This window comes from Agarivorans gilvus (genome assembly GCF_001420915.1).
GTDB classification, from domain to species: domain Bacteria; phylum Pseudomonadota; class Gammaproteobacteria; order Enterobacterales; family Celerinatantimonadaceae; genus Agarivorans; species Agarivorans gilvus.
In genome coordinates this window covers 1512501-1532001 of sequence record NZ_CP013021.1, presented here as the reverse complement: position 1 = coordinate 1532001, position 19501 = coordinate 1512501, and the positions used below count along the sequence as shown (strand labels likewise).

The window sequence follows — 19501 nt, the reverse complement described above, 5'->3', positions numbered from 1 at the left end:
TAGTGAAGTATTATTGGCTAGCCCTGCTTGGGCTAGCCTTTTTTGTTAGTGGCTGTAGTGAGCAAAACGATTTGTATACCCTGCAAATTGAAGGGCGAACCATGGGCACTTATTATCAAATTAAGTTAGTTGAGCCGCAGGCTAAGTTACCCGATGGTGAAGCGCTTCAATCCGATATTGATCACTTATTACGGCAAGTTAATCAGGAAATGTCGACTTACATTCCCGACTCTGAACTGTCGCGTTTTAATCAATATCGAGAAGCTCAAGCGTTTAAACTATCACCTCACCTTAAGCAAGTTATCGAAGCCGCCTTGCAGCTTTCTGAAGATAGCCAAGGTGCTTTTGATATAACCGTAGGGCCACTGGTTAACTTATGGGGCTTTGGTCCTGATGGACGGGTTGAGAAGCGCCCAGACCAGCAGCTGTTAGAGGCAACTCGGGCTAAGGTGGGTTATCACAATTTGCATTTGCAAGGTGATGAACTAAGCAAGGATATTCCCGAGCTGTATATTGATTTGTCGGCGATAGCCAAGGGCCATGGAGTGGACCGAGTAGCCGCTTTGTTGGAACAACAGGGCTTTGCTAACTACATGGTGGACATTGGCGGAGAGCTGCGCTTAAAAGGGCATAATGACAACGCAAGCGCTTGGCGGATTGCGGTGGAAAAACCCTTAGCACAACAGCGCGCGGTGCAAAAGATTATTACTCCAGGGGACAGAGGCATAGCTACCTCCGGAGATTATCGTAATTATTTTGAACAAGATGGTATTCGTTATTCGCATACTATTGATGCTAGCACTGGCATGCCTATCGCCAACCACATTGTCTCGGTTACGGTGATTACCGATACCAGCATGATGGCCGATGCTTACGCGACCGCATTTACCGTGATGGGAGTAGAAGCGGCTATGGCTTTTGCTGAAAAACAGCAGCTAGCGGTGTATATTATTGAAAAGCAGGGTGAGCAGTTTGTTGAGCATATTAGTGCTGCTTTTGAACCCTTCGTTGCCCAATAACAAACAGTTAAGGAGTCTGTAATGGCTTATTTTGTTGTCAGCTTTGTGTTTTTCCTCGTAGTTATTGCAGCGATGGCGGTAGGTTACATTTTTCAAAAGAAAACCATTAGCGGTAGCTGTGGTGGGATTGCTTCACTGGGCATTGAAAAGGTCTGTGATTGCCCTGAGCCTTGCGATAAGCGCAAAGCTAAAATGGCCCTGCTCGAAGAAAAGAAAAAAGCCCGTCAGGCAATGTTAGATGAGCATCGAATCATCTAAGCAAGTGAGTTTAAATAAGGCCACAGTAGTGGCCTTATTTATTACTGCTGGGTGATATATCCCTTAATCACCTTTCGCTATTCCCTCGCGGCGTGGATCTGCAGCTCCTACTAGTTTATCTGGATAAATTCGAATGCCCTGTAGTCCCGAGGTCATCTGTTTTACTTTGGTCTGATAGCCCATGGCCTTTAAAGCCGCTTGCATTTCTATGGCGCTGCTATTGGCTTCCAGTTCATAGGTACCGAAGCGATTATTTAAATGAGGCTGTTCTACGGCTTGCTGCAAGCTCATATTCCAGCTGAGGTGGCTAATTAGCGCTTGCGCAACGTAACCAATAATGTTGCTACCACCGGGCGAGCCAATGGCAATAATCGGTTGCTGGTTTTCTAGCACAATGGTGGGAGACATCGACGAGCGAGGCCGTTTTCCGGCTGCTACTCGGTTGGCCACGGCTAGACCGTCTTTTTCAGGAACAAAGGAAAAATCAGTCAGCTGGTTATTGAGTAGAAAACCTTTAACAAAGACCCGTGAGCCAAAAGCATTTTCCACGCTACTGGTCATCGATAATACATTGCCTTGGGCGTCTACAATACTAATGTGGCTGGTAGAGGGAAGTTCAATGCTTTGATCATCGCTGCGATAAGCACTCAGAGTCAGTTCTCCCGCACTGACTGTTTCCAAGGCGCGTTGAGTGTCTAATAGTTTCGCTCTTGCTTTAAGGTAATCCGGTGCTAGCAGCTGCTTTAGTGGTACCTCTACATAATCGCTGTCGGCTAAATACCTACCTCGGTCGGCAAAAGCGAGCCTAGACGCATCACCAATAACGCGCCAACTATGTGGACTGTTTGGTCCCCATTTGGACAGAGGAAAGTGGGCTGCGATACCCATAATTTGCCCTAGCGTACTCGCCCCGGAACTTGGCGGCCCCATTCCGCATATCGAATATTGCAGATAGGGGCTACACACAACGGGACGCTGTTTTACCTGGTAATTCGCCAGATCTTCCAGTGTCAACAGGCCTGGATTATCGTTTTGCCACTGCACGGCATCGACAATAGCGCTAGCAATGGGGCCTTGATAAAAGCCTTTGGCGCCTTGCTCGGCGATTATTTTTAAGCTATCGGCATAGTCTGGATTTTTAAGTAAATCACCCGCTTGTAGAGCTCGCCCTTGCTCATCAAAGAAGTAATTACGGGTGGCCGGGAATCGGCCCAAGCGTTGCTCGTCTCCTGCAATTAACTGAGCCAGCCGAGGGCTGACATGAAAGCCTTGCTGGGCTAATTCTATTGCTGGTTCAAATAAGCTTGGCCAAGCCTGTTTGCCGTATCGTTGATGTAAGTGTTCAAATAAGGCTACCACGCCGGGGCTGCCAACGGAGCGGCCACCGACGACCGCATCATAAAAGCGCAGAGGCTGCCCTTGGTTGTCGAGAAAGAGTTCTGGTTTGACTTTGGCTGGGGCCATTTCACGGCCATCGAAACTGGTAATTTGTTGGCTTTGGGCATCGAAGTAAACCACAAAAGCGCCGCCGCCAATTCCCGAAGACTGCGGTTCAACCAAGCCGAGTACGGTTTGGACGGTTATCATTGCATCAACCGCGCTGCCGCCGGCTTTTAATACTTCATAACCAGCTTCTACCGCCAAGGGGTTGGCGGCGGAGACCATGAATTTATGGGCAATAACTTCAGCTTTGTTTCGGTGACCGGAAGCTTGCTCAGGAGCAAATTGGTCAGCAACTTGGCTAGTGGCGAATACCGAGTGGCTAACTAGCAAAGCTAAGCTAAGTAGATTTTGCTTAAACATAAGAAGTCCTTTCTTTAACGCTGTTTAGCCAGTTTAGCACTCCCAAGCCTAGCTAGCATTTTTGTTCTAATGAGCTGAAATATAAAGCTTTATTTTTTGAGTCTAGAGGGTGACGTTAAATGGCGACAGCGTGAAAGCAGGTGATTATGGCGTTTGGGTATTTAAGCTACCTTGACTGTCGCCGATAAGCGACGCAAATGGCTTTCTGATTACTTTGTTTTAACTTAACTGTATGTTATTTAAGGTGATTTATAAGTTGGAACAGTGCTTGCTATATGTGGTTAAGCCCGTGATAACACGGTCGATGATGCTGAAGTAAATCAAGGAGTTTGTTATGAAGTTGAAGTATAGCTTTCCAATGTTAGCACTATTTGTTGCCAGTCTCGCTTCTGCTAATAGTGAAGTGTTTGAGCAATTAGATAGCAACCAAGATGCATTTGTCAGTCAAGAAGAAGCAGCGCAACTGCCCATTCTTACTGAAGTGTGGGCTGAGTTAGATACCGATAAAGACGGATTACTCAGCCAAACAGAATTCATGAACCTTGAAATTTCGGGTATGCCTGAAGATAGCGAAAATAGCGAGGTTGCCGAGTAAGTTTGTTGTTCCTTTGTGTTTTTATAAACCGTTCCAATTTTAGGGTGCTATCGGGGAACCGTTTTTCTGCCATTTGGTCTAGTTTGTAGCAGTTTTATCCTCGATAATTTTCCTAGCGCTTAAGTTTGTGCGAGCTTAAGCGCTTTTTTCTATAAAGAGCTGCGTTGTGGCACAGCCACGTTAGCAAACAGTATTCCCGCGACAATCGACATGAAAATCAAGAAGGTTTGCGAGCCGATATTCGGAATGCTTACCATTGACTCGCCAAGTACCAAGAAATTCAAACTGATATAAGCTTTACTGCCAGGTACTAACAATACAATCCCTTGCAACAGTACTACCGAGGCCGGAGATTGAGTGAATTTTGCAAATAAGTTGGCATAGACACCCACCACAAATGCACCAATAAAGGGGCCAAGAGCTTCGCCTAAGTGAAAGCTGCCAACGTAGGCGGCGGCATAGGCAATCACGCCAGACAGTACACCCCAAGGGATATCTTTGGCTCTTACTTTGAAAATCACGCTGAGCCCAAGGGTGAGTAAAATCACTCCCAGCCATTTTACCCACCAGTCACTCACCAAGCCGCTTTGAATACTCAAATGACCCCAGATTAGCGCACCAAAAGCCATACCTAACACTGCGCCAAAGTACAGTTTGAACAGCACCATAATGCCATCCATGATTCTTGCAGTACCGGATATTAACTCGCGCGCGGCCAATTCGCTTAGCCCCAGGGTGAGTGATAAGCCAGGAATAAAGACAATAATGGCGGATAGGATCACCAAGGGAATATTTATATTGGGAATGAACTGAGCCAGCGCTACGGTGCAAAAAGAACACAGTAAAGCGGCTACTGGTTCTAAGGCTTCGCTAATTCCTTTTGAATATTCTGCGCGATAGGCTAAATAAAAGGAGATGCCGCTCAGCAAGGTAGCACAGATAATGCTGCTCCAATTGGCTGACATTAACATGGCAAAGGCACCACCAGTGATGGCAAAGGCTAATAGGGTGAGCCAAGTTGAATAGGGAGACTTTTCTTCAATTAATACGTTTAGTTGTTCGGTAGCTTGTTGCAGACTGAGCTCTTGTTGGGTAAGTTGCTTAACCAGTTGGTTGGTGCGAGCCAACATGCCTAAGTCTATTTCACCCGGCTTCATTCGCATCACATAATTGTATTCTTGGGTATCATCGGGGGAGCGCAATACAAAGGTCATAGTGGTAGGAGTAATTAGAAAATACCCTTCAATATCTAATGTCTCTGCCACTTTTTGTAAGTGCGATTCTAAACGAAAGGCTGGCGTACCGTATTTATGCAGCGCCTTGCCCAGCTTTATTAGAAACTTACGTTTTATTTCAAAATGGCTTGAGCTTAGTGTTATGTTGTCGATAGCGGGTAGCAAGAGCCTTCTCTCTCTCGGTTAGGTGTACAGCTTGTTGTTTGGGGAGTAGAAGATAATAGAAAGTAGTGGCTAAGCGCTAGTATTATTATTGATATTAGCGTCTCGGCGTAGCGAGGGGTTAACAAGCAAATAGCCATTGGCAAATGGCACACATTGCTGAATGTAAAGAAGCGTAAGTTATCGCTACTGCGGTTGTTATTCTTCATAATTTATTGAACACTTCTTGTTTGCATTTATTTTTGGTTTTTAACTGAGCTTTAACTCGGCCTTGCTGCTGAGGCTGAGTTATGAGATAAGTGCTGATTCTTTTTATGTAAATTTCGCTTCCAGCAGATAGCCTCATCATTATTGTTTGATGTTGGCGGGCATTTGGGATGATAGCCTGATTAGGAGTTTTTATGCGGCAGATAGTTAAGATTGCCTCAGTGTTAAGTGTAGCATTATGGATAACGGCTTGCGGAGAAGAGCAAGCGAGTGGTCAACCCGCTGCAACCAGCACCGAAGTGGGGTGATGGAAGTTAAAGCGCAAGCACAGGCGATTCAAGTCGAACTGCCTGGGCGTAGCAAAGCCTTTCTTGAGGCAGAAGTTCGCCCACAAGTATCGGGCATTATTACCGAGCGTAGCTTTGTTGAAGGTGCCGAGGTGGAACAAGGGCAATCTCTATATAAAATTGATTCGTCTACCTATAAAGCCGCTTTAGCCAGCGCTGAAGCCGAGCTTGCCCGCGCCAATGCCAGTTTAGTTTCGGCAAAAGCAACGGCCGACCGTTATCAAGCACTATTAAAAACTAATGCTATTAGTGAACAGGAATTCGATGAAGCTGACGCTGCTTATAAAGTGGCTTTAGCCAATGTTACGGTGGCTAAAGCCGCCATTAATACGGCTAAAATCAATCTTGAATATACTCAGGTACAGGCGCCGATTTCCGGACGTATAGGTAAGTCGAGTGTTACCGCAGGTGCCTTAGTGACTGCTAATCAAAGCCAGACTTTAGCTACCATCCAACAACTTGACCCAATTAACGTGGATATTGCGCAATCCAGCGCCCAGCTATTGCGTCTCAAAGCCAAACTTAAGCAAGGTGATTTGCAAGCGGCCGACAATGCCGACGTAAACTTGATCTTAGAAGATGGTACTGTTTATCCTCATTCTGGTTCGTTGCGTTTTTCTGAAGTGAGTGTTGACGAAAATACCGGTTCGGTAACCTTACGCGCGGAGTTCCCCAATCCTGACGGCATTCTATTGCCCGGCATGTATGTGCGAGCAGTACTCAATGCTGGCACCGATCCAAAAGCCATTTTGGTTCCTCAGAAAGCCATTACTCGTAATACCAAAGGCGAGGCTGTTGCCATGGTGGTGGGGCAAGATAATAAAGTGGAATCTAAAGTGGTGACTACTGCTGAAGTGATTGACCATCAGTGGCGTATCACCAGTGGCTTAGCTGTGGGCGACCAGCTAATCGTAGAAGGTTTACAAAAGATCCGTCCTGGTGCTGCGGTGGAGGCCAAGCCGCTCAGTGAAATGAAATCAGATGAACAGTAAAGTAGGGTAAAGTTATGGCTCGTTTCTTTATCGATCGCCCTATTTTTGCTTGGGTGATCGCGATTATCGTTATGTTGGCCGGGGTGCTTTCTATTTTGAAACTTCCGGTCTCGCAATATCCTAGTATTGCTCCGCCAACTGTTGTGATTAGTGCTTCGTATCCTGGTGCTTCGGCAAAAACCATGGAAGATACGGTGACTCAGGTGATTGAGCAACGTATGACCGGGATTGACCATCTTCGTTATATTTCCGCCACCAGTGACAGTTTTGGTAATGCTCAGCTAACCTTGACCTTTAACGCCGAGGCCGACCCCGACATTGCTCAGGTTCAGGTGCAAAATAAGTTGCAATTAGCCATGCCTCTGTTACCGCAAGAGGTACAGGCCCAAGGCGTAAAAGTGGCTAAATCTAGCTCCGGCTTTTTGATGGTATTAGGCTTCGTCTCCCAAGATGGCTCTTTAGCGAAGAGCGACATCTCTGACTATGTGGGTTCAAACGTTCAAGACCCGATTAGCCGGGTAGCAGGGGTAGGGGAAATTCAGTTATTTGGTGCCCAATATGCGATGCGTATTTGGCTCGACCCTCTTAAATTGACTCAATATAACCTAACTAGCCAAGATATTATTGCTTCGATTCGAGAGCAGAATGCTCAAGTATCTGCGGGGCAATTAGGTGGCGCGCCGTCGGTGGCCGGTCAGCAGTTAAACGCTACGGTGACCGCGCAGAGTCGCTTGCAAACGGCGGAAGAGTTTCGGCAAATTATTGTTAAAGCCGATACCTCTGGCGCTAAAGTGTTCCTTGGGGATGTTGCACGGGTGGAGTTGGGCTCTGAAAGCTACGCGGTTGAGTCGTTTTATAATGGCAAACCTGCTTCAGGTTTGGCGATTAAACTAGCTACAGGGGCTAATGCTCTTGAAACAGCTGAGCTGGTACGAGCTAGAATTGAAGAGTTAAAGCCTTTCTTTCCTCAAGGTTTGGATGTGGTTTATCCCTACGATACTACTCCCTTTGTGGAAAAATCGATTGAAGGCGTGGTGCATACCTTGTTAGAAGCGGTGGTGTTGGTATTTGTTATCATGTACCTGTTCTTGCAAAACTTCCGCGCCACCTTGATTCCAACGATTGCGGTTCCGGTGGTATTACTGGGTACTTTTGCCATTCTGTCGGCTACCGGATTTTCAATTAATACCTTGACCATGTTCGCTATGGTACTGGCCATTGGTTTGTTGGTTGATGACGCCATTGTGGTGGTGGAAAACGTTGAACGGGTGATGTCAGAGGAGGGCTTAAGCCCAATTGAAGCGACCAAGAAGTCGATGGACCAAATCACCAGTGCCTTGGTGGGGATTGGTCTGACTCTGTCCGCGGTATTTGTGCCGATGGCCTTTATGTCGGGTTCAACTGGGGTTATTTATCGTCAATTCTCGATTACCATCGTGTCGGCTATGGCCCTGTCGGTATTAGTGGCGATTATTCTTACTCCTGCCTTGTGTGCCACCATGCTTAAACCGATTGCCAAAGGTCATCATGCCGTTGATACCGGCTTTTTTGGCTGGTTTAACCGTAGCTTCGATAAAATGACCTCGCGTTACGAAGCTGGGGTGGCATCGATGATTAAGCGGGCTGGCCGTGTGATGCTGCTTTATATTGCGCTAGCAGTTGCTGTGGCTTGGATTTTCATGCGCATGCCTACCGCCTTCTTACCCGATGAAGACCAAGGTATTTTGTTTACTCAGGCTATTTTGCCTACCAACTCCACCCAAGAGAGCACCATTAAAGTGTTAGACAAAGTGACCGACTTTTTCCTTGAGGAAGAGGCGGACAATGTTAACTCTGTGTTCTCAGTCGCGGGCTTCAGTTTTGCCGGTAGTGGCCAAAATATGGGGATAGCCTTCGTTAGCATGAAGGATTGGTCGGTTCGTCAAGGCGCAGGCCAAGATGTGCAATCGGTGGCGGGGCGAGCCATGGGCATGTTCTCTCAACTCAAAGAAGCCCTGGTATTTGCCTTCGTGCCACCTGCGGTAATTGAATTAGGTACTGCTAACGGTTTTGACCTTTATCTGCAAGATAGAAACGGTCAAGGCCATGATAAGCTGATTGAAGCACGGAATAAACTGTTAGGTTTGGCCGCGCAAAACCCGAATTTGGTTGGTGTACGGCCTAACGGGCAAGAAGATGCACCGATGTACCAAATCCATGTTGATCATGCCAAGTTGCGCGCTTTAGGGGTTAGCATTGATGCGGTAAATAGTGTGTTAGGTACCGCTTGGGGTGGCTCTTACGTGAACGACTTTATTGATCGAGGTCGAGTCAAAAAAGTTTATGTTCAAGGTGATACCGAATATCGCATGCAGCCAGAGGATTTAGATTCTTGGTACGTGCGCAACGATAAAGGTGAAATGGTACCTTTCTCGGCGTTCTCTACCGGAACTTGGGCTTTTGGCTCACCTCGCTTAGAGCGTTTTAATGGTCTTTCGGCGGTGAATATTCAAGGTAGTACCGCTCCCGGTTACAGCACTGGTGAGGCGATGGATGACATCGAGGCGTTGGTAGACAAACTCCCCCTGGCTTTGGCGTAGAGTGGAACGGTCTTTCTTATGAAGAGCGCCTATCGGGTAACCAAGCACCTGCTTTATATGCCTTGTCTATCTTGGTGGTATTCCTAGTGCTTGCTGCGCTATACGAGAGCTGGTCGGTGCCATTTTCGGTGATATTGGTGGTTCCGCTTGGGGTGATTGGTGCCTTGTTGGCGATGAATGGTCGCGGCTTGCCCAACGACGTATTCTTCCAAGTAGGTCTATTAACCACAGTGGGACTAGCCACTAAGAACGCGATTTTGATTGTGGAGTTTGCTAAAGAGTTCTACGAGCAAGGTGCTGGCTTAGCGGAAGCAACACTGCATGCGGTTCGGGTTCGTTTACGTCCGATTTTGATGACTTCACTGGCCTTTGGCTTAGGCGTGGTTCCGCTAGCTATCAGTAATGGTGTTGGCTCGGGGAGTCAGAATGCCATTGGTACCGGGGTACTCGGTGGGATGATGAGCTCGACTTTCTTGGGTATTTTCTTTATTCCTATCTTCTTCGTCATCGTCGAACGCCTATTCAGTAAGCGCGAACGTAATGGCGGGAGTGATGCGGTTAAAGTAGAACCTACTGCTCATGAATAGTTTTATCGCTAGATAAACTAGCTAAGAACCTAGCGGCAGAATAGCTGCCGTCTTGGTCTGGATTATCAATGTAATTGCGTCCCATCAAAATTTTTCATTTTGTTGGGACGTTCTACTTTAAGGTCTCTAAATTCCACAGTTTTTTCACTAAATAGGGTACAGAGTCCACGTGATCATTTATTATTTAACTTTCGCAAATTGTATTACGCCTTGTCTCGGAGGACACCATGGCCATTGGTAAGTATTTACGCTGGAAAGATGAAGAGGGTAATGATTTTCGCCCGGTTTCTATTTCTGGTACGGCATTATTGAACGACAGAACCCTTAACAAGAGCACCGCCTTTAGCTACGAAGAGCGAGAAGCCTTTAACTTAACCGGCCTGTTACCCCCAAAACCGCAAACCTTCGAAGACCAGTTAAAGCGCGTCTATAAAGGCTTTTTAAGTGCTTGCAGTGATATTGAGCAGTACCAGTACTTACGTGCACTACAGGACCGTAACGAAACCCTGTTCTATGCCTTAGTGTCGCGGCATATTGAAGAGATGGCACCGATCATCTACACCCCTACTGTAGGTAAAGCCTGTCAAGAATTTAGTCACCGCTACCAGAAAGACCGTGGTCTGTACATTACCGCCGAAAATGTTGACCAAATGGGCGAGATGGCCCGTCACTTTGCCGGTAAAGATATCAAGATTATCGTGGTGACGGATAGCCAAGGTATTTTGGGTCTAGGTGATTTAGGTATTGGTGGTATGGGGATCCCCATTGGTAAGTTATCGTTGTACACCTTGGGTGCGGGCATTCATCCTGCTCACTGTTTACCAATAGCCTTAGATGTGGGTACTGACAATCAAGACTTACTTGATGACCCAATGTACCTAGGTCTGCCCAAGAAACGGATGCGTGGCCAAGAGTACCAAGACTTTATTGAAAAATTTGTTGAGCAAACCAAGCTGCACTTCCCTAAAGCGGTATTGCAATGGGAAGATTTTAGTAAGTCTAACGCCTTTGACAATTTGTCTAAATATGAAGATGAATTGCCATCATTTAATGATGATATTCAAGGTACAGGCTCGGTGGTATTGGCGGGGGTTATTGGCGCCACTAAAATCAAGGGCGAGACGCTAGCAGACCAAGTTTATGCAGTATATGGCGCAGGCGCGGGTGGGGTAGGGGTTGCCGATCAAATTTTTGCAGGCTTGCTTAAAGAAGGTTTAAACCACCAAGAAGCGCGGGATAAAATTTATATCCTTGATTCTCGCGGCGTAGTGTTTGATAACCGCCCTGATTTAGATGAGTACAAAAAACGTTATGCTAAACCTGTCGAGATGGCCGCAAGTTGGAGTTTGGCGGAACCGGGCAAGGCAAGCTTAAGCGAACTGATCGACAATACCCCCATTACCGTACTACTGGGTTGTAGTGGTGTGGGTGGCGCATTTAAAGAAAGCCACGTGCAGAAAATGCTTGAATACACCGAGCGGCCAATGGTATTTCCATTATCGAATCCTACAGATAACTGTGAAGCCTTGCCTGCCGATGTGTATAAGTGGAGTGATGGTAAAGCGATTGTGGCAACTGGTAGTCCCTTTGACGACGTGGAATACAATGGTCAGTTATATAGGATCGGCCAAGGAAACAACGTGTTTATCTTCCCCGCGGTGGGTTTAGCGACCATTGTTGCCGGTGTGAGTAAAATCACTATGGATATGTTTACCACTGCCTCTTTTGCTTTGGCAGAGTATGTATCGCAAGAGGACTTAGATAGCGGTTGTGTGTTCCCAAGGATGCGTGAGCTTAAAGAAGTTTCTAGCTTTGTGGCTAAGGCCATCTTGAAGCAAATTCAAGAAACTGACCCACAGGGTTGTCTCAGCGGTAAAGATATAGAGCAAGAGATTGCGGAACACATGTGGGAGCCTATTTACTTACCGTACCGTCGTGTATAGGCCATTTGCTTGTGATTAAAGAGCCGAAAGGCTCTTTTTTTTTGAGCAAGTTAAAGTCACTAAGGCTTAAAGGTTGTATGTAGTGCGAGGCTGTTTAGTAGCATAGCCTCGAAGTGAGAGGCTATGCCGAGAAGGGTTTAATTGTAGCGGCGAATGGCTGCGGCTTGTTCGGCTCTATCTTCTAGGCCTAAAGCGCTATAGCCTTGTTCCATTACTTCTAGCGCATCCCTAGCAGAAGGGGTGTCTGAGAAGTTTTCAATAATGTAGCGGGCACGATTTACTGCGCCAATATAAGCTTCACGCTTGATGTAGTAGCGGGCAACGGCTAACTCGTGGCGGGCTAGATTATCTTTTAGATACATCATCCGTTTTTGTGCATCAGCAGCATACTCGCTGTGAGGGTAGCGGTTGATCAAGGTTCTAAAGTCACTAAAGGCTTGGCTTGAAAAACTTGGGTCGCGGTCATAACGGTCAACACCTACTAGGTTTTGGAACATGTTGTAGTCTGCCGCCATGTTAATTAGCCCACGCATGTAATAAACGTAGTCTAACTCGCTATGGGTTGGATTGTTGCGAATGAAGCGGTCAGCGCTGGCTAAGGCCATTGCTGTATCACTGCGTTTGTAATAAACGTAAATTAAATCTAGTTGTACTTGGCTTGAGTATGGGCCAAAAGGGTAACGGGTGTCTAAGGCCTCTAAATTCTCGGCCGCCTCACCAAAAGCACCGTTGTTAATTGCTGTTTGCGCTTCTGCATATAACTCTGAAGCTGGTTTATCTGGAATGGCAGGTTTTTCTTTAGTATTGGAAGAGCAAGCTCCGAGCATCAGAGCGAGTAGTATTACAGTAATTGTTTGCTTATAAACGCGCATAATAGGCTAAAAATCGTCTTGTCCGTGGTGGTGCTTGCAAGATAACAATCTTTTGCTTAACAAAAGGATTACGCTACACACCCTAAATAATGGGCAAACAGTATCCTCTATGCTACCTAAAGCGTCAATCGTAGAGTGATATATATAGTGAGAGCCGCTTCTAACAAACCAATTTCTTCTATGCTTTAAGCTGAGAATGATTACAATAGCCCGTTTTGACCTTCCTGTTAGAGGTAAAGCTAAGATGAGTCAACAATTAGAGCTGCGAGCAATCGTCGATGAAGAGTTAGCCGGAGCTCGCCTTGATCAGGCATTAGCGGCATTATTTCCGGATTATTCACGTTCTCGTATTAAGGAATGGATCCTCGGAGAATGTGTTCGCTTAGATGGCGAGTTAAAAGTAAAGCCTAGGGAAAAGGTCATTGGCGGTGAAGAGATCGTGCTAAACACCGTGTTAGAAGATGTGGTGGAAGCTCAAGCCGAAAATATTGATTTAGACATCGTGTATGAAGATGACGATATTTTAGTGATCAACAAGCCGATTAACATGGTGGTTCACCCTGGCGCGGGCAACCCAAGTGGTACTGTGCTTAATGCTTTGTTATATCGCTACCCCAGTATTTCTGAAGTGCCAAGAGCGGGTATCGTGCATCGCCTAGATAAAGACACCTCCGGTTTGATGGTGGTGGCAAAAACCCTACCAGCGCAAACTCATTTGGTAGAAGCCTTGCAGAAACGCGAAATAACCCGTGAATATGAGGCGATTGTGACTGGCACCATGACCGCTGGTGGTTTGGTGGATGAGCCGATTGGCAGACACCCTACCAAGCGCACCCACATGGCGGTAGTGGCTACTGGTAAACCCGCAGTGACTCACTATCGAGTCGCAGAAAAGTTTCGCCAACATACGCGAATTCGCTTGCGTTTAGAATCCGGTCGAACTCACCAAATTCGGGTGCATATGGCACATATTGGCCATGCTTTGCTGGGCGACCAAACTTATGGGCGTTTACGTTTACCTAAGGGGGCGAGTGAGGAATTGATTGCCGCTATGCGTGGTTTTCAACGCCAGGCGCTACATGCGGTAATGTTGCGCTTAGCTCACCCGATTACAGGTGAAGAGATGGAATGGCATGCAGCTGTACCGCAAGATATGCTAGATATTGCTGAAGCCTTGCGAGTCGATCATAAACTCAACCCTGACTTGGGTTAAGCCTCATGGCAATCCTAAAACTTGAGTGGCCAAGCCCGGTTGGGGTGAACGCAATTTATAGCGATCGTCTCGCTGGTGCGAGCCAGAGCCCTTATGATTCCTACAATCTAGGTGATCATGTGGGCGATTTAACTCAAGCGGTAGCCGCCAATCGAGCTGATTTCCAGCAAAGCATGCCTGCGCAAGTCTGCTGGTTACAGCAGATCCATAGCACTAAGGTTGTTGATGCACATGCTGCTAGTGGTTACTTACTCGAAGCCGATGCCTGTGTAGCGAAACGTGCGGGCGCCGCTTGTGTCGTTATGACAGCCGATTGCCTGCCATTACTTTTTTGTGATAAACAAGCACGCGTTGTGGCGGCCGCTCACGCCGGCTGGCGAGGTTTGCTCAACGGCGTTATTGAAAACACGGTGGCTCAAATGGCAGTGGAACCGCAGCAAATTATGGTGTGGATGGGGCCAGCGATTGGCCCACAAGCCTTTGAAGTGGGTGCCGAAGTTCGTCAGCAGTTTATTGCCAAAAGTGGCGAAGCTGAGTCGGCTTTTCGCCCCAGCGCCGCGCCGGGAAAATATTACGCAGATATTTTCAGTTTGGCTAAACAACGCCTGAATGCTTTGAGCATTAATAATATTTATCAGCAAGGTTCTTGTACCTACAGTGAGCCGGAGCGTTTCTTCTCTTATCGGCGTGATGGTCAAACCGGCCGAATGGCCGCCGCTATTTGGTTGAGTCAATAAAAAATAGCTGCTAGCACCAGCAAAAAGTAATTTTTTTCAAGCTAGCTATCTTGAAATTTTCTAATCTTAAACCCACATAATCATTAGTAGCTTATTAGTATGTGGAGGTGTGATATGCGCCTAGATAGATTTACCAGCAAATTTCAACTCGCTATTTCCGATGCCCAATCTTTAGCCTTGGGTCGTGATCACCAGTTTATTGAACCGGTGCACTTAATGACGGCCATGCTAAATCAAGATGCGGTATCTTTACGTCCCTTATTAGTGCAAGCCGGCATTGAAGGCAGCGCCCTGCGCTCTCAGTTATCTCAAGCCTTAGAACAACTGCCTAGGGTAGAAGGCACAGGTGGTGAAGTTCAGCTTTCCAATCAACTGGTAGTATTGCTTAACCTCTGTGACAAGTTGGCACAAAAACGCAAAGATAAGTTTATCTCTTCAGAAATTTTCTTCCTCGCAGCTACCGAAGATAAAGGCAAGCTGGGCGATATTATGCGTGGCCTAGGGGCTAACAAACAAAGCATAGAGCAGTCCATTGAGAAGTTGCGTGGTGGGCAAAAGGTGGATGACCCTAATGCTGAAGACCAACGTCAAGCCTTAGAAAAATACACTATCGACCTTACCGAGCGTGCCGAGCAAGGTAAATTAGACCCAGTTATTGGCCGTGATGATGAAATTCGCCGTACCGTACAGGTATTACAACGCCGTACTAAAAACAACCCAGTACTGATTGGTGAACCTGGGGTGGGTAAAACCGCTATTGCCGAAGGTTTGGCCCAGCGAATCATTAACCATGAGGTGCCTGAAGGCTTAAAAAATAAACGGGTGCTATCTCTCGATATGGGGGCCTTGGTAGCTGGTGCGAAGTACCGCGGTGAGTTCGAAGAGCGTTTAAAAGCGGTACTTAATGAACTGGCTAAAGAAGAAGGCCAAGTCATTCTGTTTATCGACGAGCTACATACCATGGTGGGCGCGGGTAAAGGCGATGGCGCCATGGATGCGGGCAATATGCTAAAACCCGCCTTGGCTCGGGGTGAGCTACATTGTGTGGGCGCCACTACCTTAAACGAATATCGTCAGTTTATTGAGAAAGATGCCGCCCTAGAACGTCGTTTCCAAAAAGTATTGGTGGAAGAGCCCAGCGTGGAAGATACCATCGCGATTTTGCGTGGCTTGAAAGAACGCTATGAGTTACACCATTCGGTGGAGATCACTGACCCTGCCATTGTAGCAGCAGCTAGTCTTTCCCATCGTTATATCTCCGATAGGCAGCTTCCCGATAAAGCCATTGACTTGATTGATGAAGCAGCCTCTAGCATTCGTTTGCAAATCGACTCTAAACCCGAGGCGCTAGATAAGCTTGAGCGAAAAATCATTCAGCTCAAGTTAGAGCGCCAAGCACTTCAAAAAGAGGAAGACAGCGCCAGCCTAAAACGGCTTGAGCTGTTAGACGAAGAGCTACAAGAAAAAGAAAGTAAGTTTAAAGAGCTAGATGAAGTCTGGAAAACAGAAAAAGCCGCCTTATCCGGTACACAGCATATTAAGGCAGACTTAGAACAAGCTCGTCTAGATATGGATGTAGCACGCCGCGCCGGCGATTTGAATCGTATGTCTGAGCTGCAATACGGGCGGATCCCCGAGTTGGAACGCCAGCTCGACTTAGCTTCGCAGGCGGAAATGCAAGATATGAGTTTATTGCGTAACCGAGTGAGCGAAGTGGAAATTGCCGACGTGCTATCGCGTTGGACCGGTATTCCGGTTAATCGCATGCTTGAGGGGGAGCGTGATAAACTGCTGCGTATGGAGCAGCAATTACATGACCGAGTAATAGGTCAAAGCGAAGCGGTGCTGGCGGTGTCTAATGCGATTCGTCGTAGCCGTGCAGGTTTATCTGATCCCAATAGACCGATTGGCTCATTCTTATTCTTGGGCCCTACTGGCGTGGGTAAAACCGAGCTATGTAAAGCGTTGGCTGAATTTATGTTTGATACTGAAGATTCGATGGTACGGATCGACATGTCAGAATTCATGGAAAAACACTCGGTGGCTCGTTTAGTGGGAGCGCCTCCCGGCTACGTGGGTTACGAAGAAGGGGGCTACCTTACTGAAGCGGTGAGACGTAGACCTTATTCGGTGATCCTATTAGATGAGGTAGAAAAAGCGCACCCCGATGTATTTAACATTTTGTTGCAAGTGCTCGATGATGGGCGCTTGACCGATGGCCAAGGTCGCACTGTCGATTTTCGTAATGCAGTGATTATCATGACATCGAACTTGGGTTCCGATTTAATCCAAGAGCACCACGGTGAAATGACTCATGAGCAAATTAAAGCGACCTTAATGGGAGTATTGACCCAGCAATTTAGACCCGAGTTTATTAACCGTATCGATGAAACGGTGGTATTCCATCCCTTGGCTCACGAGCAGATTCGCCAAATTGCGGCGATTCAAGTACAGCGCCTTGTGCCTCGGCTTGAAGAAAAAGGTTATCACCTTGAGTTCAGTGATGCGGTACTGGATAAATTGGGGCAGGCTGGTTTCGATCCGGTTTATGGGGCTCGTCCCTTGAAGCGGGCTATTCAACAGCAGTTAGAAAACCCTCTTGCCCAAGCTATTTTGGCCGGAGATATCGAGCCGGGTAAAACCATTACCATCGCTTTAGAAGGAGAGCAGTTGGTTTTCCTATAAACGAATGGCCAGCGTAAGCAAGCTAATGTGCTTGCTTACGCTGCTGTTGCTGGTGCTGTTTTAATTCGCAATATAGCTGTTGCTGGTTAGTGTTGAGTAGTTTGCTTATTTGAGCTTCTTTATCTTTCATCAGATTGCGTACTGCTTTCCACATTTGTTTACGGTCGCCTTCAAAGCCGAACATCTCATCCAGTAAATGATTATATTGCCGTTCTATTTCACTAAATTGGTCCAATTGTTGGGCTGTTAAATCTAAAATTGCGCTTAGTTTTTCTATATCCATATCGCTAGTACCTAATTTGTGCTGCATATTAAGGTCAAGCTGCGTTCCCTCCCAAAGTTAACCAAGACCTGTTTAAGATATAGTTCATCACCGAGCTTTTGTCTGCGAATCGCTATTCAGGGCAAGGGGCTTATGCTATTTTTAGAACACATTTTTAAGTAGTTTCTTAGAGTATTTAAATGACAGAACAAAAAGTTAGCGAGGGCGCGAGACAAAAAGGTATTTTTTTATTGCCTAATTTGTTTACTACGGCTGGGTTGTTTTCCGGTTTCTACGCCATCGTCGCTTCAATGAACGGCCAGTTTGAAGCTGCAGCCATTGCCATTTTTGTTGCGATGATCTTCGATGGTGTTGATGGGCGGGTGGCTCGGCTCACCAATACTGAAAGTGCCTTTGGCGCCGAGTACGACTCCATGGCCGATATGGTGTCCTTCGGTATTGCGCCAGCCTTAGTGGTGTATAACTGGGCTTTGAATGACCTTGGCAAGATAGGTTGGTTAGCTGCCTTCGTTTATACCGTAGCGGCGGCTTTACGTTTGGCTCGCTTCAATACCCAAGTAGGGATTGCCGATAAGCGCTTTTTCCAAGGTTTGGCCAGTCCCGCCGCCGCAGCGGTGATAGCGGGTATGGTATGGTTTGCTCAAGATTTAGAGTTTTCGGGTAATAATCTCGAGTTTGTCGCCTGCTTCATTACTATTATCAGTGGTCTGCTAATGGTGAGTAACTTTAAGTACCACAGCTTTAAAGGTATTGACTTGAAAGGGCGAGTGCCATTTTTTGTTGTACTGTTGATGGTGCTGGTATTTATTGTGATTGCGGTTAAGCCAGCAGTGATTCTATTTACCTTGTTTGCTGTATATGCCATATCTGGACCGGTATATACCATTCGTACGGTTAAAAAGTTGAAAATTGAGCACGTAGTGGGTGATGACGACTTGGAATGCGAATTAGACGAAGCCGAAGCGAAACAAGCGGAGACCAGCGCAACTAAGGAACAGGCGAGTAGCGCAGAAGCAGAAAAGACCAAATAAGAGCCTGAGCAAAAGTAGTTTTACTCGGTTAAAACTTAAAAAGGCGCTGTTTTTTGCGCCTTTTTGCTTATTTTATAATCCATTTTGGATTAATCTTCCAGAAAGTTATTAAAAATCCAAAATAACTGTTGCTTTCCAAATTCTCATCCCTATAATGCACCTCCACTGACACGGCACACAGCGCTTCGCGGCGATGAGGATGCAAGTCAGGGCTGACAAGGCCTAGGGCTGAGTTAGCGACTTTCAAAGCGGTTTTTAAAATGTTTTAAAAAAGCGGTTGACAGTCACAGAGGATGGCGTAGAATGCGCACCTCGCTTCGGATGAGAAGCAACGCTCTTTAACAATTTATCAAGCAATCTGTGTGAGCACTCACAGGGCATTAAGCGAAAAAATTAAGCTTAAGTGAACTGGATGCTTGCACTGTAAAACACAGTACTATTTCAGTTTTTAACTTGAGCGAAAGAACTTTTGATTGAAGAGTTTGATCATGGCTCAGATTGAACGCTGGCGGCAGGCTTAACACATGCAAGTCGAGCGGTAACATTTCTAGCTTGCTAGAAGATGACGAGCGGCGGACGGGTGAGTAATGCTTGGGAAACTGCCTGAGAGTGGGGGACAACAGTTGGAAACGACTGCTAATACCGCATAATGTCTTCGGACCAAAGGAGGGGCTCTTCGGACCTTTCGCTTTCAGATGTGCCCAAGTGGGATTAGCTAGATGGTGGGGTAATGGCCTACCATGGCGACGATCCCTAGCTGGTTTGAGAGGATGATCAGCCACACTGGGACTGAGACACGGCCCAGACTCCTACGGGAGGCAGCAGTGGGGAATATTGCACAATGGGCGCAAGCCTGATGCAGCCATGCCGCGTGTGTGAAGAAGGCCTTCGGGTTGTAAAGCACTTTCAGTTGTGAGGAAGGTTGTGTGGTTAATACCCATATAATTTGACGT

12 protein-coding genes, 1 rRNA gene and 2 pseudogenes (1 of these 15 running past the window's edge) are annotated in these 19501 nt (G+C 46.7%); 11 read left to right on the top strand and 4 right to left on the bottom strand.

Features of this window, described 5'->3' with window-relative positions; translation table 11 throughout:
• Positions 1-2 precede the first annotated feature (2 nt).
• Positions 3-1019, top strand: a complete 1017-nt coding sequence (locus tag AR383_RS07170) for an FAD:protein FMN transferase (protein ID WP_229711176.1) — start codon at positions 3-5, stop codon at positions 1017-1019.
• A 21-nt stretch (positions 1020-1040) separates the two neighbouring features.
• A complete protein-coding gene (gene nqrM, locus AR383_RS07165; protein WP_055732513.1) occupies positions 1041-1277 on the top strand; it encodes a (Na+)-NQR maturation NqrM in 237 nt (78 codons plus the stop codon).
• 63 nt (positions 1278-1340) lie between these two features.
• On the opposite strand, the gene ggt is transcribed toward nqrM, so the two are convergent.
• Positions 1341-3080: a gamma-glutamyltransferase gene (ggt, locus tag AR383_RS07160; protein WP_055732512.1), complete on the bottom strand. Its 1740-nt coding sequence runs from the start codon at positions 3078-3080 to the stop codon at positions 1341-1343.
• Positions 3081-3414: 334 nt separating this feature from the next.
• On the opposite strand from ggt, the gene AR383_RS07155 reads away from it, so the two are divergent.
• Entirely contained in the window at positions 3415-3675 is a 261-nt protein-coding gene (locus AR383_RS07155; RefSeq protein ID WP_055732511.1) for an EF-hand domain-containing protein, read from the top strand.
• Positions 3676-3824: 149 nt separating this feature from the next.
• Here the strand turns inward: AR383_RS07155 and AR383_RS07150 are convergent, their stop codons facing one another.
• On the bottom strand, positions 3825-5075 hold the full coding sequence (locus AR383_RS07150; RefSeq protein WP_229711178.1) for a threonine/serine exporter family protein: 1251 nt from the start codon (positions 5073-5075) through the stop codon (positions 3825-3827).
• A 398-nt stretch (positions 5076-5473) separates the two neighbouring features.
• On the opposite strand from AR383_RS07150, the pseudogene AR383_RS07145 reads away from it, so the two are divergent.
• The 3 genes and pseudogenes from AR383_RS07145 (at position 5474) to AR383_RS07135 (ending at position 11727) form a co-directional block, all read left to right on the top strand.
• Positions 5474-6618: pseudogene (locus tag AR383_RS07145) on the top strand (efflux RND transporter periplasmic adaptor subunit).
• A 14-nt stretch (positions 6619-6632) separates the two neighbouring features.
• Positions 6633-9784: pseudogene (locus AR383_RS07140) on the top strand (efflux RND transporter permease subunit).
• Positions 9785-10011: 227 nt separating this feature from the next.
• Entirely contained in the window at positions 10012-11727 is a 1716-nt protein-coding gene (locus AR383_RS07135) for an NAD-dependent malic enzyme (protein ID WP_055732510.1), read from the top strand.
• A 137-nt stretch (positions 11728-11864) separates the two neighbouring features.
• On the opposite strand, the gene AR383_RS07130 is transcribed toward AR383_RS07135, so the two are convergent.
• Entirely contained in the window at positions 11865-12599 is a 735-nt protein-coding gene (locus tag AR383_RS07130) for an outer membrane protein assembly factor BamD (RefSeq protein ID WP_055732509.1), read from the bottom strand.
• Between the two features lie 244 nt (positions 12600-12843).
• Here AR383_RS07130 and rluD point away from each other — a divergent pair, with 244 nt between their 5' ends.
• The 3 genes from rluD to clpB all read left to right on the top strand — a co-directional run bounded on the left by rluD (position 12844) and on the right by clpB (position 17234).
• Positions 12844-13812, top strand: a complete 969-nt coding sequence (gene rluD / locus AR383_RS07125) for a 23S rRNA pseudouridine(1911/1915/1917) synthase RluD (protein ID WP_055732508.1) — start codon at positions 12844-12846, stop codon at positions 13810-13812.
• A 5-nt stretch (positions 13813-13817) separates the two neighbouring features.
• Entirely contained in the window at positions 13818-14549 is a 732-nt protein-coding gene (gene pgeF / locus AR383_RS07120; protein WP_055732507.1) for a peptidoglycan editing factor PgeF, read from the top strand.
• Between the two features lie 114 nt (positions 14550-14663).
• Positions 14664-17234, top strand: a complete 2571-nt coding sequence (gene clpB, locus AR383_RS07115; RefSeq protein ID WP_055732506.1) for an ATP-dependent chaperone ClpB — start codon at positions 14664-14666, stop codon at positions 17232-17234.
• Between the two features lie 22 nt (positions 17235-17256).
• On the opposite strand, the gene AR383_RS07110 is transcribed toward clpB, so the two are convergent.
• Positions 17257-17544 carry a hypothetical protein gene (locus tag AR383_RS07110; protein ID WP_055732505.1) on the bottom strand — a complete coding sequence of 96 codons (288 nt, stop codon included), beginning with the start codon at positions 17542-17544 and terminating at the stop codon, positions 17257-17259.
• Between the two features lie 152 nt (positions 17545-17696).
• Between AR383_RS07110 and pssA the strand changes: the two genes are divergently transcribed.
• Positions 17697-18548 (top strand): CDP-diacylglycerol--serine O-phosphatidyltransferase, encoded by an 852-nt coding sequence (gene pssA / locus AR383_RS07105; RefSeq protein ID WP_055732504.1) that lies wholly within the window; start codon positions 17697-17699, stop codon positions 18546-18548.
• A gap of 470 nt (positions 18549-19018) precedes the next feature.
• Positions 19019-19501: ribosomal RNA gene (locus AR383_RS07100) — 16S ribosomal RNA — on the top strand; it runs 1058 nt beyond the window's last position.

Coding starts and splice junctions, on each gene's coding strand:
- AR383_RS07155 (WP_055732511.1), top strand. CDS start 3,415: ATGAAGTTGAAGTATAGCTTTCCAATGTTAGCACTATTTGTTGCCAGT.
- rluD (WP_055732508.1), top strand. CDS start 12,844: ATGAGTCAACAATTAGAGCTGCGAGCAATCGTCGATGAAGAGTTAGCC.
- clpB (WP_055732506.1), top strand. CDS start 14,664: ATGCGCCTAGATAGATTTACCAGCAAATTTCAACTCGCTATTTCCGAT.
- ggt (WP_055732512.1), bottom strand. CDS start 3,080: ATGTTTAAGCAAAATCTACTTAGCTTAGCTTTGCTAGTTAGCCACTCG.
- pgeF (WP_055732507.1), top strand. CDS start 13,818: ATGGCAATCCTAAAACTTGAGTGGCCAAGCCCGGTTGGGGTGAACGCA.
- pssA (WP_055732504.1), top strand. CDS start 17,697: ATGACAGAACAAAAAGTTAGCGAGGGCGCGAGACAAAAAGGTATTTTT.
- AR383_RS07110 (WP_055732505.1), bottom strand. CDS start 17,544: ATGCAGCACAAATTAGGTACTAGCGATATGGATATAGAAAAACTAAGC.
- AR383_RS07135 (WP_055732510.1), top strand. CDS start 10,012: ATGGCCATTGGTAAGTATTTACGCTGGAAAGATGAAGAGGGTAATGAT.
- nqrM (WP_055732513.1), top strand. CDS start 1,041: ATGGCTTATTTTGTTGTCAGCTTTGTGTTTTTCCTCGTAGTTATTGCA.
- AR383_RS07130 (WP_055732509.1), bottom strand. CDS start 12,599: ATGCGCGTTTATAAGCAAACAATTACTGTAATACTACTCGCTCTGATG.